The following is a 15,498-nucleotide window of genomic DNA, read 5'->3' on the forward strand; positions in this document are numbered from 1 at the left end:
GCATCGGGCCACGCGGACGGCGGCGCGTGATGTACTCCTACTGATCCCCCATTCAGTAGGAGTCCGCTCCATGCCGACAGCGCCCCCGGCACCCACAGTGCCCGCAGCCCCCTCCCCCACACCCCTCCTCTCCCTCACCTGGACCGACCACATCACCGGCCACCGGGGTTTCCTGGTCATCGACCGTCTCGTACGCGGCATCTGCAGCGGCGGTCTCCGGATGCGCCCCGGCTGCACGCTCGACGAGGTCACGGGGCTGGCCCGCGGGATGACGATGAAGGAGGCCCTGCACTACGACCCCAGCGCCCACTACATCCCGCTCGGCGGCGCCAAGGGCGGCATCGACTGCGATCCGCGCGCCCCGGAGGCGTACGACGTCCTGGTCCGCTACCTGCGGGCGATGCGCCCCTACATCGAGAGCTCGTGGACCACGGGCGAGGACCTGGGGCTGACCCAGGACCTGGTCGACGAGGCGGCGGCGGAAGCAGGCCTGATCTCCACCGTCCAGGCCGTCTACCCACTCCTGGACGACGAGGCGACGGCCCGCGCACGCCTGGCGGACGCGTTCGCCGTGGAGGTCGACGGGATCGGCCTGGACGAGCTGGTCGGCGGCCACGGGGTCGCCGAAGCGGTCCTCGCCGCCCTCGACCGCGCGGGCCACGCGCACGCCGGCACACGCGTGGCCGTGCAGGGCCTGGGCACCATGGGCGGCGCCACCGCCCGCTACCTCACCCGGGCGGGGCTGACGACGGTGGCCGTCGCCGACATCAAGGGCACGATCGCCAACCCGGCGGGGCTCGACGTGGAGGCGCTGCTCGCCGCCCGCGACGCGCACGGCACGGTGGACCGCGCGGCCCTGCGCCCCGGCGACCGCGAGCTGCCGGGCGAGGCCTGGCTGTCCACGGAGGCGGAGATCCTGGTCCCCGCGGCGGTGTCGTACACGATCAACCAGACCAACCAGGCGCGGATCACGGCCCGTTGGATAGCGGAGGCGGCCAACATGCCCGTGCTGCCCGAGGCGGAGCGCCTCCTGACCGAGCGCGGCATCACCGTGCTGCCGGATGTCGTCGTCAACTCCGGTACCAACGCCTGGTGGTGGTGGACGCTCTTCGGCGACATCGGGCCCGACGCGGACGAGGCCTTCGCACACACCCGCCGCTCGATGCGGGCCCTGGTCGACGCGATGCTGCGGCGCGCGGAGGCGGACGGCACCACTCCGCGTACGGCCGCCCACGCGCTGGTGGCGGACCGTCTGCCGGTGATCGGGGAGCGATTCGGCTGGTACGCGAACGCGTAGCCGGGAGGTGGATAGGCTGCCCGGCGTGGCGAGAGTGCGGTTGAGCGTGGCGGAACGGCGGGCGGAGCTGCTGGCCGCCACCGTCGAACAGATCGAGGTGCGCGGTGTGGCCGCCGTGCGCATCGCGGACGTGGCCGCGGCGCTGGGGGTGAGCAACGCGCTGGTCCTGTACCACTTCTCCACGAAGGAGAGGCTGGTGGCAGCGGCCTTCACGCACGCCGCGGAGGCCGACCTGGCCCATCTCCGTGCCCTCCTGGGCCGCCGCACCACGGCGCTTCGCCGGCTGCGCGCGGCCGTCCGCTGGTACGCGCCCACCGGCCAGGCCAAGGGCTGGCGCCTGTGGATCGAGGGCTGGTCCGCCGCGCTGCGCGAGCCCACCCTGCGCACGGTGACGCGCGACCTGGACCAGCAGTGGAAGGCGGCCCTGGCGGAGGTCATCGCGGAGGGCGTCACGGCGGGCGAGTTCGCCTGCCCCGACCCCCGGACCACGGCCCTGCGCCTCACGGCCCTGCTGGACGGCCTCGCGGTGCAGATGACCGCCTACGAGGGCACGCTGCCCCGCTCCCGCATGCTGGCCTGGGTGGACGAGGCCCTGAACCGTGAACTGGGCCTGGCTCCGGTCGAAGCGCCGACGGGCTGACCGGCTGACGGACCGGCCCCGCACGCGACGAAGCCGCCTGCCCGGTTTCCCCCGAGGGCAGACGGCTCGCGTCAGGTGTCCAGAGATCAAAGCCGACGCAGGCGACGTGGTGCTCTGCCGACTGAGCTACGCCGACCCGAAGTCGACGACGGGACTCGAACCCGCGACCTCCCCATGAGGAGTGGAAGTAGCCCGCGCCTTCGCACCTGGACGCTCTTACCGTAGCCATCCCCTCCCACGGAGGCACCTGGTTTTCTCCGTGGGCGCCGCCGTCTTCAGGAAGCGGACTTGATGTGCATCCTGACGGTGTACGGGTCCACGCTTCCCTTGGCCTCCACGTGGTCCCCCGACGACTCCCCCCGCAGCCGCCGCCCGAACCACGGCACCAGGTACTCGCGCGCCCAGTTGATGTCGTCCCGCCGCACCTCCAGCGTGCCGCGCGGCGGCTCCGGGGGCCACGGCTGGTCCGGGTCCGCGGGGACCTCAAGGCCCAACACCTGGGCCGCGCGGAGCGCCACGCGCGTGTGGCCCTCGGCGGAGAGGTGCAGACGGTCGCCGTCCCAGGCGCGGCGGTCCTGGATGGTCTTGAGGGACCACAGGTCGAGGACCGGGCAGCCGTAACGGTCGGCGATCGCGCGGACGTGACCGTTGTACGTGGCGATCTTGCCGCGCAGGTGCTTGAGGACCGGCACTCCTCGGGTGTCGAACCCCGTGGTCACCATGACAGTGCCGACCGACGAGGTGAGGTCGGCGACGGCTCGCTCGAACCGCTCGGCGACCTCGTCCGGGTCGGTGCCGGGGCGGATGATGTCGTTGCCGCCCGCGCAGAACGTCAGGAAGTCCGGGGCCAGCTCCTTGGCCAGGGGCACCTGGCCGGCGACGATCTGGTCGAGCAGCTTGCCGCGCACGGCCAGGTTGGCGTACCGGAACGTGTGCTCCGGCTGCCGGTCGTCGAGCAGCACGGCAAGGCGGTCGGCCCAGCCGACGAACGTTCCGTCAGGGCCGGGGTCCCCCACGCCTTCGGTGAAGCTGTCGCCGACCGCTGCGTAGGAGGTGAATGTGTCAGGGATGAAGGATGTCGACTCTGCTCTCACATCGTCATATCTTTCACCTCGCTAAGTGACCTACGCCACCGTAGGGAGGGGTTGACGGGGGGTGAGATAAGCCACCGGTCAAGATTCGTCCAAGCCAGGAATACCTGAGGGGCCCGGCGGCACTCATACGCGACGGACACTCCTGCGCACGGAACTCACGCGCGACAAAAGCGGAACACCGCCGCGTCCAGGTCCCCGCGCAGCCCCGTCCGCAGCCCGTGGTGCAGCAGCACCGCGCCCAGGTGGGTCGTGCCCGTCTCCTGGCAGACGTAGGCCGCCGTGGGGTCGAGTCCCCGCAGCCGCACCCTGGGCGGCTCCTCCCCGTAGGACTGCGCCCGCAGCCAGGCGAGGACCACGGTCTCGTCGCCGTGGACGTATTGCACCGCGCTCAGCGGCTCCGACGGCGGGCGCAGCCGGTAGAGGTCCCCGAGCTGCACCGCGGGCCTGATCTCCTTGTAGAGCTTCACCCAGTCGCCCGCTTCGGCGAGCTCGCCCGCGCTCCACTCCATGAGGTCGCCGCCGATGCCGAGCACCCCCGCCATCGCGCTCACGAAGCGGAAGCGCAGCGTACTGACCCTGCCGTTCAGCTGGGTGTTCGGACTGTCCGTCACCCAGGCGGCCATCACCCGCGCCGGGTGCAGCTGGCCGAAGCCGTGCTGGATGGCCAGCCGGTCCAGGGGATCGGTGTTGTCGGAGGTCCACACCTGGTCGGTCCGGGAGAGGATCCCGAGGTCGATCCGGCCGCCGCCGCCCGAGCAGGACTCGAAGGCGACGGAGGGGTGCGCGGCGCGCAGCCGGTCCAACAGACCGTAGAGGGCGTGCACATGGGCGTTCCAGATGCCCTGTGGGTAGCGCTCACCCGGCCAGCCCGCGTCGGTGAAGCTGCGGTTGAAGTCCCACTTCACGTAGTCGATCGGCGCACTGGAGAGGAGCGTGTCGAGCTGCTCCCACAGGTACTCCTGGACGTCCTCGCGGGCGAGGTTGAGCACGAGCTGGTTGCGGAACTCGGTGCGGATGCGGCCGGGTTGGTGCTGCACCCAGTCGGGGTGCGCGCGGTAGAGATCGCTGTCCGGGTTGACCATCTCCGGTTCGACCCAGATCCCGAAGCTCATGCCCAGCGCGTGCACGTCGTCGGCGAGCGGCTTGAGGCCGCCGGGGAAGCGGTCCGGGTTGGGCGTCCAGTCGCCGAGCCCGGCCCGGTCACTGACGCGCTGCCCGAACCACGCGTCGTCCACCACGAACAGTTCGACCCCCATGCCCGCGGCCCGTCCGGCGAGCGCCCGCTGCTGGTCCGCGGAGATGTCGAACTTGGTGGCCTCCCAGGAGTTGTAGAGCACGGGCCGCGGCTCGCCCGCGTCCGGGATCACGTGCGCGCGCTGATAGGCGTGCCAGGCCCGGCTCGCCCCGCCGAAGCCGCCCCCGCTCCACAGCCCGGCGAAGACCGGCGTCACCGTCCGCGCGCCGGGGGCGAGCAGCTCCTGCCCGGCGTCGTCATGCCCTCGGCCGCCGGTGATCTGCACGGCCCCGTCCGGCAGTTGGCCCACCGCGATCCGCCAGGAGCCCGACCAGGCCAGCGCGCAGCTGTAGACCTCGCCGTGCTCCTCGGTCGCCCCTTCCGCGTCGAGCGCGACCCAGGGCAGGTGCTGATGCCCGGTGTGCCCGCGACGGCTGCCGATGACCTTCTCGCCGTACGTGATCTCCGACCGCACGAGCCGTGACTCGGCCGCCCAGCGCCCGTGCAGCTGGGAGAGCCGCCAGTGCGCGCGGGAGGGCAGCGTCCAGGTCGCGGAGTCGGCGCGGAGCAGCTCGAGTTCGGGCGCGTCCGCCGGTCCTTCGTGGCACAGGACGGCGAACCGCTCGATGACGTCCCCACGCGTCCGGTAGACGAGCGTGATCCCCAACTGGTTTGCGGGATCGTGGAATTGGAGCCGCAGTTCGTCGCGCTCGATCGCGGCCTCCGAGAACCGCCACTCGCTGCCGCGCACTCCGGCGCCCCGTACGGACAGCGCGGGGCGCACGAAGCGCCGGCCGCCCTCGACGGGATACTCCTCGTGCCCGTCGAGCCGCGACTCGAACGACCACTCCGCGGGCAGTGGCTCCGCCGCGAGCGCCTCGGCGTCGGCGAGCGCGATGCGCGGCCCCCAGTGCAGGTGCAGCAGCTCGTCGCCGTCCGTGAGCCGCAGTGCATAACTGCTGGTGGGACCCGAGAGCAGCCACGTACGGCCGTCTTCGCCGACCTCGATCATCGATCCCCCACAGTCGCAGAGACGGGTGCGCGTGTACGGACATCATCAAGGGGGATCACTTGTGAGGCAACGCTCATGCGTCAGCGGTGATTGCCTCAGGAACCCATGTCGTATGGTCGAATCCGCACCCCCACCGGCGAGTCGCGCCGGCGGCCGGACGGGAGGAGCCCCCGTGACGCAGCAAGTCCCGCCGACAGAGCTGACGACGACCGCGTCGGCGGAGCCGGAGCTGTCCGGAGTCCGCAACTTCCGTGATGTGGGCGGACTTCCGACCGTGGACGGCCGCCGCGTCCGGCAGGGCCGCCTCTTCCGCAGCGGTCACCTCGCGCACGCCACGGCGGCCGACGCCGCGTTCCTCTCCACCCTGGGTCTGCACACGATCTACGACTTCCGCAACGCGGCCGACCAGCGTCTCGAGGGTCCGGACGTCGAGCTGCCCGGCGTCCGCAACGTGAACCTGCCGCTGACCGACCCGGCCCACGGCGCCGAGTTCTGGGTGATGGTCCGCGACGGCGACCTGGACCAGCTGCGCGCGGCCCTCTCCGAGGGGCAGGCCGGGGGGCGCATGATCGACACGTATCGCGAGATCATCAAGGACCGCACCGCCGAGCACAGCCGGATACTTCACGAGCTGGCCGCCGACAGCGTGCCCGCCCTGATGCACTGCGCCGCGGGCAAGGACCGCGCGGGCCTTTCGATAGCCGTCACGCTCCTCGCCGTCGGCGTCGAGCGCGAGGCCATCGAGGCGGACTACCTGGAGTCGAACGCCACCCACCGCCGCTACAAGGTGCACCGCAGCAACAGCTCCCCCAACGCGATGTCCCCCGAGGTCATGCAGCTGCTCAGCCCGCTCTTCGAGGCCCGCGCCGAGTATCTGGCCGCCGCCTTCGAGACGATCGAGCAGACCTGGGGCGACACGGAGACCTACCTCACCGAGGGCCTGGAGCTGGGCCCGGAGACCCGTGAGCGCCTTCGCGAACACCTCCTGGACTGAGCGGCCCGGCGGGTCCCGCCGCTACTGGTTCTGGGCGCCCAGCGTGAACAGCAGGTAGATGAAGGCCGCGAAGAGGTGGCCCACGGCGACGTAGACGATCAGCCGGACCCAGAGCCCGCGGGGGAACTTCTCCTCCATGGACATGGCCTTCTTGGCGGGCGCCGCCTGCCCCCGCTGACCGGCCTGCTCGGGCTGCTGCGCTTCGGGTTCCGTCATCGCGGGTCTCCCAGGGTGGGGCTGTGCGGGGTCCCACCGAGGCACAGCGCGGTGGCGGGACTCTGCAGCAGGGTGTGGACGAAGAGAAGGTCGGTGCCGAGGCGGTCCGCGGCGGCGATCCGGTGCGGGGTGAGCGAGTCGAAGTGCGCGCTGTCTCCCGGTTCGAGCGTGTACGTGGTGTCGCCCAGCCGCAGCCGAAGGTGCCCCTGGAGGACGTACAGCCATTCCTCACCGGGGTGGACGCGCACGATGTCACCCTGTGCCCCCTGCGGGACGTGCACCCGCAGTGCCTGCATGCCACGGGCCTGCGCGCCCGCCGGCCAGTAGGTCCAGCCGCCCGCCCGGGTCGGTTCCATGTCCGAGGCGCGGACGATCGCGTCCCGGTCGGCGGGCGTCTCGCCGAGCAGTTCCGAGACCGTCGTACCGTAGGTGCGGGCGAGTGCGAGCAGCAGGGGCAGGGACGGCTGGCGCTGCCCGGTCTCGAGCCGGGAGAGATGGGCGGGCGAGAGTCCGGCGTTGCGGGCCGCTGTCTCCAGGGTCAGCGAGGCACGTCGGCGCAGCTCACGCAGTTGCGGGGCGACGGCGGGCAGGGCGTCGGCTGCCTCTGGGTCGAGCGGTGCGGACTCGGCGTTGCTCATACCTCGATTGAGCCAGGCTCTTGCCCCCGAGGCAACTTTCTTGCCTCAGAGGCAAAAGCCTCGCGCGGCGCCACACTGATCACACGGCACCTCACGGGTCGCAAGGCGCCTCACGGCTCGCATGGCGCCTCAGCGGTTCGCGACCGCCTGCTTCACCAGCGTCTTGCCGAAGTCCCACATCAGCCCCCCGCCGCTGTGCGCCTCGTCCATCACCGCGGTGAAGGCCTCCACGAACCGGTCGACCTCCTTCTCCCCGACGGTCAGCGGCGGGATCAGCTTGATGACCTCCAGATGATCACCGGAGACCTGGGTGAGGATGCGGTGCTTCTGCAGCAGCGGCACGACCACCATCTGCGCGAAGAGCCCCTTGCGCGCGGCCTGCAGCATCGTCCAACGACCGCGCAGCTTCAGGGACTTGGGGCGGCCGAACTCGATGCCGATCATCAGGCCACGGCCGCGGACCTCGCTCAGCAGCTCATAGCGGTCCACGAGCGCGCCGAGCCGCGTCTTCAGGAGTCCGCCGGTGACGCGCGCGTTCTCGACGGTCTTCTCGTCCTCCATGACGGAGAGCACCGCGAGCCCGGCCGCCATGGCCTGCGCGTTGGACCCGAAGCTCGCCGAGTGCACGAGCACCCGGTCCATGGACGAGAAGACCTTCTTGAAGATCCAGTCCTTGCCGAGCGTCGCGCCCACCGGCACATAGCCGCCGGACAGCGCTTTGGCCACGCACAGCAGGTCCGGCTCCACGCCTTCCTCGTGCTGGTAGGCGTAGAAGTCGCCGGTCCTGCCCAGGCCCGTCTGCACCTCGTCGGCGATGAGCAGCGCCTTGTGCTGGTGGAGCAGCTCCTGGGCGGCGCGCAGATAGCCGGGCGGCGGCTCGTGCACGCCCTTGCCCTGGATGGGCTCGACGATCAGCCCCGCCACGTCGCCCTTCTTCAGCTCCTTGCGCAGGGCGTCCAGATCGCCGAGCGGGACGGCGGTGTCGGGCAGCAGCGGCGCGAACCCGTCCCGGAACCCGGATTCGCCGTTCACCGACAGGGAGCCGGTGGTCAGCCCGTGGAAGGCGTGCGCGCAGTAGAGCACCCTGGGCCTGCCCGTCGCGTACCGCGCGAACTTCAGGGCGGTCTCGACGGCCTCGGTGCCGCTGTTGCCGAAGAACACCCGGTCCAGGTGCGGGCTGTGGGTCAGCAGCTTCTCGGCGAGGAGACCCGGCAGCGGCTGGCAGTCGAAGCGCGTCAGATCGGCGAGCGAGGCGTCCAGGACGTCGTGCAGCGCCTTGCGTACGACGGGGTGGTGGCGGCCCAGGCCCATCACCCCGAAGCCCGCGAGCATGTCGAGGTAGTCGTTGCCCTCCGCGTCCCAGAAGTACGCGCCCTCGGCCCGCTCGTAGACCTTGTCGAAACCGATGGTGTGCAGCATGCGCGGCAGTTGGTGGTTCAGATGCCGGGCGTGCAGTTCGTAGCGCTCGGCCCCCCGCTCGGCGAGGAGACTGCCGAGGTCGAACTCCTTGGTCATGCTCCGTGCTCCTTGGCTGCCAGTGTGGCGCTGATCCGCCCCGCGATCTCGACCGGGGTGAGCCCGAGGTCCGCGAGCACCTCGGCCCGCTTGGCGTGCGCGAGGAACTGCTCGGGGATGCCGAACCTCCTGATGGGGACGTCGACTTCGGCGTCACCGAGGGCGAGGGCCACGGCCGCGCCCACCCCGGACGCCCGGCTGTTGTCCTCGACGACCCCCACCACGCGGTGCCGTGCGGCGAGGACGGGCAGCTCGGCGTCGACCGGCTTGACCCAGCGCGGGTCGACCACGGTGCAGCTGAGGCCGCGCTCCCGCAGCAGCTCCGCCGCCTGGAGGCAGACGGGCGCCATCACGCCGACGGCCACCAACAGGACGTCCGCGTCGGCGTCCTGACCGTCCTGGCTCAGCACGTCCATGCCGCCGATCCGGTCCACCGCGGGAATCGCCGGTCCCACCGACTCCTTGGGGAAGCGCAGGAGCGTCGGCGCGTCGTCCACGGCGACGGCCTCCCGCAGCTGGAGGCGGAGTTGGTCGGCGTCGCGTGGCGCCGCGATCCGCAGGCCCGGCACGACCTGGAGGATCGACATGTCCCACATGCCGTTGTGCGAGGCTCCGTCGACGCCCGTGACGCCGGCCCGGTCCAGGACGAAGGTGACGCCGCACTCGTGCAGCGCGACGTCCATCAGGAGCTGGTCGAAGGCCCGGTTGAGGAAGGTGGCGTAGACGGCGACGACGGGGTGCAGGCCACCGGTCGCGAGCCCGGCCGCCGACACCGTGGCGTGCTGTTCGGCGATGCCGACGTCCCAGACCCGGCCGGGGAACTCAGCCGCGAACTTCGTCAGGCCCACCGGGTGCAGCATCGCCGCCGTGATCGCCACGACGTCGGGCCGCTCCCGGCCGACGCGCACGATCTCGTCGCCGAACACCGAGGTCCAGGATGGGCCGTTGGAGGGTGCGAGCGGCTCGCAGGTCAGCGGGTCCATCACGCCGACCGTATGAAAACGGTCGGCCTCGTCGGCGAGCGCGGGTTCGAAGCCGCGCCCCTTCTCGGTGAGGCAGTGGACGATGACGGGCCCGTGGAAACGTTTCGCACGTCGCAGTGCCGACTCGACGGCCCCCGTGTCATGTCCGTCGATCGGCCCGACGTACTTCAGGCCCAGGTCCTCGAACATGCCCTGCGGCGCGAAGGCGTCCTTGAACCCCTTCTTGGCGCCGTGCAGCGACTCGTACAGCGTGTGTCCGACGACGGGTGTGCGCTGGAGTATGTCCTTGCCCCAGGCCAGGACCTGTTCGTAGCTGTCGGTCGTACGGAGGGTGGCGAGGTGGTTGGCGAGGCCGCCGATGGTGGGGGCGTACGACCGTTCGTTGTCGTTGACGACGATGATCAGCGGCCGGTCCTTCGCGGCCGCGATGTTGTTGAGCGCCTCCCACGCCATGCCGCCGGTGAGCGCGCCGTCCCCGATGACGGCGACGACATGGCCGCGCTCCCCCTGGACCTGACGCGCCTTGGCCAGGCCGTCGGCCCAGCCGAGCGCGGTCGACGCGTGGCTGTTCTCGACGATGTCGTGCTCGGACTCCGCGCGCGAGGGGTAGCCGGAGAGGCCGCCCTTGCCGCGCAGCTTGGAGAAGTCCTGACGGCCGGTCAGGAGTTTGTGCACGTAGCTCTGGTGGCCGGTGTCCCACACGATGCGGTCGAGCGGCGACTCGAAGACCCGGTGGAGGGCGATGGAGAGTTCCACCACCCCCAGGTTGGGCCCGAGGTGACCTCCGGTCCTGGCGACCGCGTGCACCAGGAACTCCCGGACCTCCTCGGCCAGTTCGTCGAGCTCGGCCTCGGTCAGCGCCTTCAGGTCACGCGGTCCGCGAATGGATTCCAGAATGGTCATGCTCGGGCCCCCTGTCTGGTTGAACTCAGCTCACGGTGACGTCGGGCACCCCTGAGGTGACGCCGTCGTCCTGCATCTGTGCGGCGATCTTCATCGCCTCTTCGATGAGGGTCTCCACGATCTTCGACTCGGGGACGGTCTTGATGACCTCGCCCTTCACGAAGATCTGGCCCTTGCCGTTGCCGGACGCGACGCCGAGATCCGCCTCACGGGCCTCCCCCGGCCCGTTCACGACGCACCCCATGACCGCCACCCGCAGCGGCACTTCCATGCCGTCCAGGCCCGCCGTCACCTCGTCGGCCAGCTTGTACACGTCCACCTGGGCCCGCCCGCAGGACGGGCAGGAGACGATCTCCAGGCGGCGTTCGCGCAGGCCGAGCGACTCCAGGATCTGGATGCCGACCTTGACCTCCTCGGCGGGCGGCGCGGACAGCGAGACCCGGATGGTGTCACCGATGCCCTCGCTCAGCAGCGCCCCGAAGGCCACCGCCGACTTGATCGTGCCCTGGAAGGCGGGCCCCGCCTCCGTCACACCGAGGTGCAGCGGATAGTCGCAGGCTGCGGCCAGTTGCCGGTAGGCGTTGACCATGACCACCGGGTCGTTGTGCTTGACCGAGATCTTGATGTCCCTGAAGCCGTGCTCCTCGAAGAGCGACGCCTCCCACAGCGCGGACTCGACGAGGGCTTCCGGGGTGGCCTTCCCGTACTTCTTGAGGAGGCGCGCGTCCAACGAACCAGCGTTCACGCCGATCCGGATCGGCGTGCCCGCGTCGTTCGCCGCACGGGCGATCTCGCGCACCTTGTCGTCGAACTGCTTGATGTTGCCGGGGTTCACGCGCACCGCCGCGCACCCGGCGTCGATCGCCGCGAACACGTACTTCGGCTGGAAGTGGATGTCGGCGATCACCGGGATCTGCGACTTCCGCGCGATCGTCGCGAGGGCGTCCGCGTCGTCCTGCGTAGGACACGCCACCCGCACGATCTGGCAGCCGGACGCCGTGAGTTCGGCGATCTGCTGCAGCGTCCCCCCGATGTCGGACGTACGCGTCGTCGTCATCGACTGCACCGAGACCGGCGCACCGCCCCCCACGGCCACCGGCCCGACCTCGATGCGCCGCGAGAGGCGGCGCTCCGAGATCGGCCGGACCGGCAGCTCAGGAAGGCCCAGTGCCACAGGCGTTCCAGGGGTCATGACGTCACCCGCGGTTTCCGGAGACCGTCTCACGGGCGGCGCGGATGGACTCCTTGAGGGAGCCCATGGTGGCGAGGACCGCGGTCGGCTCGTAGCCGCAGTGCGCCATGCAGTTGGCGCACCGCGGGTCCTTGCCGCGGCCGTACTTGCTCCAGTCGGTCTCCTCGATGAGCTCCTTGTACGTGGGGACGTACCCGTCGCTCATCAGGTAGCAGGGGCGCTGCCAGCCGAAGAGCGAGTAGTTCGGGATCGCCCACGCGGTGCACGGGAAGTCCGCCTTGCCCTCCAGGAAGTCCAGGAAGAGCGGCGAGTGGTTCAGGCGCCAGCGCCGCCTGTTGCCGCCCGCGAAGGCCTTCTTGAAGAGTTCGCGGGTCTGCTCGACGCCCAGGAAGTGCTCCTGGTCCGGCGCCTTCTCGTAGGCGTAGGCGGGCGACAGCATCATCTCGTCGACCTGCAGCTCATCGTTGAGGTAGTTGAGGACCTCGATGATGTTCTGCGGGGTGTCGTTGCTGAAGAAGGTCGAGTTGGTGGTGACGCGGAAACCGCGCTTCTTGGCCTCCTTGATGGCCGCCACCGCCTCGTCGAACACGCCTTCCTTCGCGACGGATTCGTCGTGCCGCTCCCGCATTCCGTCGATGTGCACGGCGAACGCGAAGTACGGCGAAGGCGTGAACTTCTCCAGCTTCTTGCGCAGCAGCATCGCATTGGTGCACAGGAAGACGTATTTCTTCTTGGCCACCAACTGCCGGACGATTTCGTCCATGTGAGGGTGCATCAGCGGCTCGCCGCCGGCGATGGACACCATCGGCGCACCGGATTCGAGCACGGCACCCACGGCCTGGGCCACCGGCATGCGCTGCTTGAGCACCCCGGCGGGGTGCTGGATCTTGCCGCATCCCTCGCACGCGAGGTTGCATGCGAAGAGCGGCTCCAACTCCACGATCAGCGGGAACTTCTCCCGCTTGCGCAGTTTCTGTTCAAAGAGATACGTCGCGACCTTGACGGTCTGGCGCAGCGGCATGGCCATCTGGCTCACCTCCGAGGGAGCAAAGAAGAACGGTGCCATTCGAAAAATGCAGGAAGCACGGCACGAAGAACACGGAAAGCCGATATTCCACCGCGCACCGTGCCGATGCGGACGAGTTCGTGCTGTGGGGCGTCCACGACCACCCGGACGGCGGCAACCGGCCGGTCTCCCGCCCGCAGCGCGCTGTGCAGCGTCGTGGCGGACTCCATGTCCACCGCGATCGCGCCCGTGGCGAGCAGGGCGGTGCGCTCATGGCCGCGGACGACATGGTCGGATCCGGTGAGCGGGCCGGTGTGCACGGTGCGGCCGGGCACGGCCCGCATCAGCTCCTTGACCAGCAGATCGGTTCCGACGCAGGTCGTGCGACCGTGTGCGTCGCGTGTCTCATCGGCGACGATCAGGTCGCCGGGGTGCATGCCGGGGGCGAGCCCGGCACAGAAGCCGGTGGCCACGACGGCGGCGTGGCGCAGCGGTTCCTTGCCGAGGGCGCCGGTGACGGCCCGCTCGGCGTTCTTGGGGCCCATGCCCGTACGGAGCAGGGTGACACGCCCGTGTGCACCTCCGTGGTCGCCCGTGCGCAGGGCGAGGTGCTCGATGCCGAGCGCGCAGGCGATCAGCAGCGGTGCGGGGTCCGGCACGGCCGGGGCCCGGCCCATCAGCCCCCCTTGGCGGAGAGGCCCGCGAACGGCTCCCCGTTGACGTACCGGCCCAGTGCGGTGAGCGGGAACACCTGCCGGTAGAGGTGGTAGTTGATGGAGAAGTCCCAGGGGAAGCCGGTGCCGGTGAAGTACGGCTCGTCCCAGGAGCCGTCGTCCCGCTGGGTCCCGGCGAGCCAGGCGACGCCCCGCTCCACGGCCTTGGAGTCCCGCTCCCCGGCGGCGAGCAGCGCGAGCAGTGCCCAGGCCGTCTGCGAGGCGGTGGAGACGCCCTGGCCGCGCCATTCCTCGTAGCGGTAGGAGCGCAGGTCCTCGCCCCAGCCGCCGTCGTCGTTCTGCACCGATTCCAGCCAGCCGACGGCGCGGCGCAGCGCGGGGTGCGAGCCCGGCAGGCCCGCCGCGGTGAGCGCGGGCACCACGGACCCCGTCCCGTATACGTAGTTGACGCCCCAGCGGCCGAGCCAGGAACCGTCCGGCTCCTGTTCGGCGAGCAGCCACTCGATGCCGCGCCGGGTGCGCGGGTCGTGTGCCTTGCCCTCGATGGCGAGCATCTCGACGACGTGCCCGGTGACGTCGGCCGACGGCGGGTCGATGACCTCGCCGAAGTCGCAGAACGGCAGCCGGTTGGGGAACGGGCTTGTGTTGTCGGCGTCGAAGGCGGCCCAGGCGTTGTTCTTGGACTGCATGCCCAGGGTCCAGCGCACCCCGCGGCTGATGGCGTTCTCCATCCGCGCGCGGTCCGGGTGGTCCACCCGGCGCAGCGCGAGGATGACCTCGGCGGTGTCGTCGATGTCGGGGTAGTTGTCGTTGTGGAACTCGAACGCCCAGCCGCCCGGGGCGAGTTGGGGTCTGCGTACGGACCAGTCGCCGGGCCGCGCGATCTCTTCGGCGAGCATCCAGTCCGCCGCCTTGATGAGCTGCGGATGGTCGGCGGGCACGCCCGCGTCGGCGAGTGCGATGGTGGCCAGACAGGTGTCCCAGACCGGCGACTGGCACGCCTCGATCATCCGGGCGCCGTCCTCGCGCCAGACGGCGAACCGGTCGAGGGATGCGAGGCCCGCCTTGAGGACCGGGTGCTCCAGGTCGTAGCCGAGCAGGTGCAGCGCGATCACGGAGTAGACGGCGGGGGGCTGGATGCCGCCCCAGCAGCCGTCGTTCTCCTGGCGTTCGATGATCCAGCGGGCGGCGCTGTTCATCGCGGCCCTGCGCACCTTGCGCGGGGCGACCTTGCGGTAGAGGTGAAGCGCCTTGTCGAGCCGCTGGAAGACGCCGTCCCAACTTCCCACGGAGGCAAGGGGCTTGCCGGGGTTCGGCACGCGCGCATCGCTGTGCAGCTCGTCGAGGGGGAAGGGCGCGGGCCTGACGGGACGCTTGGCGGAGACGACCGTGAGCGGCACGATCGTCTGCCGGGCCCAGCACCCGAAATCGTAGATGTTGAGGGGCAGCCACTTGGGGAAGTAGATGAGCTCCGGCGGGAGTTCGGGGAGGTCGTCCCATTTCCACCAGCCGAACAGGGCGAGCCAGATGCGGGTGAAGACGCGGCTCGCGGCGATGCCGCCCTGGTCGCGGATCCAGGCGGAGGCCTTCGCCATGTGAGGGGCGTCGGGGGCGTCGCCCGCCAGACGCAGCGCGACGTACGCCTCGATGGTGGTGGAGAGTTCGCCGGGGCCGCCGAAGAAGGTGGCCCACGTGCCGTCGTCGCGCTGCTCGCCCCGGATGAAGAGCGCGGCGGCTCGCGTGGTCTTCTCGTCGCGGATGCCCAGGAACTGACGGAGCAGCAGGTCCTCGGCGTCCATCGTCACGTTCGTCTCGAGGTCGCCCTTCCACCAGCCCTCGGCGTCCTGCTGCCCGAGCAGGAATTCGGTGGAGCGTTGTATTGCGCGCGCGGCGGCGTCACGTGGCCATGCCGTCGTGCCGGCCTGGTCGAGTGGCTGGCTGGCCGAGGTTGCGCGGGGCGTCACCGCTCCGGTGCTTCCGTCGGTCGTCGCTGTCATGGCTTCCCCTTCGTGCAGTCGTCTTCTCTGCTGTGGGTCCGCCGTCGGCCGACGCGCTGGGCGCCGGCCGGCGACTGCCTGCGGCTCTGGGGGCTATCCCCCA

The 15,498-nt window shown here is 70.6% G+C and carries 13 protein-coding genes; 3 read left to right on the forward strand and 10 right to left on the reverse strand.

The features are described 5' to 3' along the window. Positions 1-70 precede the first annotated feature (70 nt). Positions 71-1,297 carry a Glu/Leu/Phe/Val dehydrogenase dimerization domain-containing protein gene (locus AB0E78_RS08985; protein ID WP_361829819.1) on the forward strand — a complete coding sequence of 409 codons (1,227 nt, stop codon included), beginning with the start codon at positions 71-73 and terminating at the stop codon, positions 1,295-1,297. A 25-nt stretch (positions 1,298-1,322) separates the two neighbouring features. Further along, positions 1,323-1,937, forward strand: a complete 615-nt coding sequence (locus tag AB0E78_RS08990) for a TetR/AcrR family transcriptional regulator (RefSeq protein WP_361829821.1) — start codon at positions 1,323-1,325, stop codon at positions 1,935-1,937. 275 nt (positions 1,938-2,212) lie between these two features. On the opposite strand, the gene AB0E78_RS08995 is transcribed toward AB0E78_RS08990, so the two are convergent. Continuing rightward, entirely contained in the window at positions 2,213-3,031 is an 819-nt protein-coding gene (locus AB0E78_RS08995; protein ID WP_361829823.1) for an SGNH/GDSL hydrolase family protein, read from the reverse strand. Between the two features lie 155 nt (positions 3,032-3,186). Next, positions 3,187-5,277: an alpha-galactosidase gene (locus tag AB0E78_RS09000; RefSeq protein ID WP_361829825.1), complete on the reverse strand. Its 2,091-nt coding sequence runs from the start codon at positions 5,275-5,277 to the stop codon at positions 3,187-3,189. A gap of 172 nt (positions 5,278-5,449) precedes the next feature. Between AB0E78_RS09000 and AB0E78_RS09005 the strand changes: the two genes are divergently transcribed. Beyond that, the gene (locus tag AB0E78_RS09005) at positions 5,450-6,271 is read left to right on the forward strand and encodes a tyrosine-protein phosphatase (RefSeq protein WP_361829827.1); all 822 of its coding nucleotides are present in this window, start codon (positions 5,450-5,452) and stop codon (positions 6,269-6,271) included. Between the two features lie 21 nt (positions 6,272-6,292). Here the strand turns inward: AB0E78_RS09005 and AB0E78_RS09010 are convergent, their stop codons facing one another. The 8 genes from AB0E78_RS09010 to shc all read right to left on the reverse strand — a co-directional run bounded on the left by AB0E78_RS09010 (position 6,293) and on the right by shc (position 15,395). Then, positions 6,293-6,409, reverse strand: coding sequence for a DUF6126 family protein (locus AB0E78_RS09010; protein ID WP_361830421.1), 117 nt, complete (start codon positions 6,407-6,409; stop codon positions 6,293-6,295). A gap of 74 nt (positions 6,410-6,483) precedes the next feature. Next, a complete protein-coding gene (locus tag AB0E78_RS09015) occupies positions 6,484-7,125 on the reverse strand; it encodes an XRE family transcriptional regulator (protein ID WP_361829829.1) in 642 nt (213 codons plus the stop codon). Between the two features lie 129 nt (positions 7,126-7,254). Further along, a complete protein-coding gene (locus AB0E78_RS09020; RefSeq protein ID WP_361829831.1) occupies positions 7,255-8,640 on the reverse strand; it encodes an aspartate aminotransferase family protein in 1,386 nt (461 codons plus the stop codon). Beyond that, a complete protein-coding gene (dxs, locus tag AB0E78_RS09025; RefSeq protein WP_361829833.1) occupies positions 8,637-10,526 on the reverse strand; it encodes a 1-deoxy-D-xylulose-5-phosphate synthase in 1,890 nt (629 codons plus the stop codon). The genes AB0E78_RS09020 and dxs overlap by 4 nt, the downstream gene beginning before the upstream one ends. 25 nt (positions 10,527-10,551) lie before the next feature. Beyond that, complete coding sequence (gene ispG, locus AB0E78_RS09030) at positions 10,552-11,718, reverse strand: flavodoxin-dependent (E)-4-hydroxy-3-methylbut-2-enyl-diphosphate synthase (protein WP_361829835.1); 1,167 nt, start codon at positions 11,716-11,718, stop codon at positions 10,552-10,554. A gap of 4 nt (positions 11,719-11,722) precedes the next feature. Next, positions 11,723-12,745 carry an adenosyl-hopene transferase HpnH gene (hpnH, locus tag AB0E78_RS09035; protein WP_361829837.1) on the reverse strand — a complete coding sequence of 341 codons (1,023 nt, stop codon included), beginning with the start codon at positions 12,743-12,745 and terminating at the stop codon, positions 11,723-11,725. A gap of 5 nt (positions 12,746-12,750) precedes the next feature. Beyond that, positions 12,751-13,401 carry a 1-hydroxy-2-methyl-2-butenyl 4-diphosphate reductase gene (locus AB0E78_RS09040; RefSeq protein WP_361829839.1) on the reverse strand — a complete coding sequence of 217 codons (651 nt, stop codon included), beginning with the start codon at positions 13,399-13,401 and terminating at the stop codon, positions 12,751-12,753. Continuing rightward, entirely contained in the window at positions 13,401-15,395 is a 1,995-nt protein-coding gene (shc, locus tag AB0E78_RS09045) for a squalene--hopene cyclase (protein WP_361829841.1), read from the reverse strand. The genes AB0E78_RS09040 and shc overlap by 1 nt, the downstream gene beginning before the upstream one ends. Positions 15,396-15,498: the final 103 nt, after the last annotated feature.

Origin of the sequence: Streptomyces sp. NPDC032198 (genome assembly GCF_040636975.1) — a bacterium.
Lineage (GTDB): Bacteria > Actinomycetota > Actinomycetes > Streptomycetales > Streptomycetaceae > Streptomyces.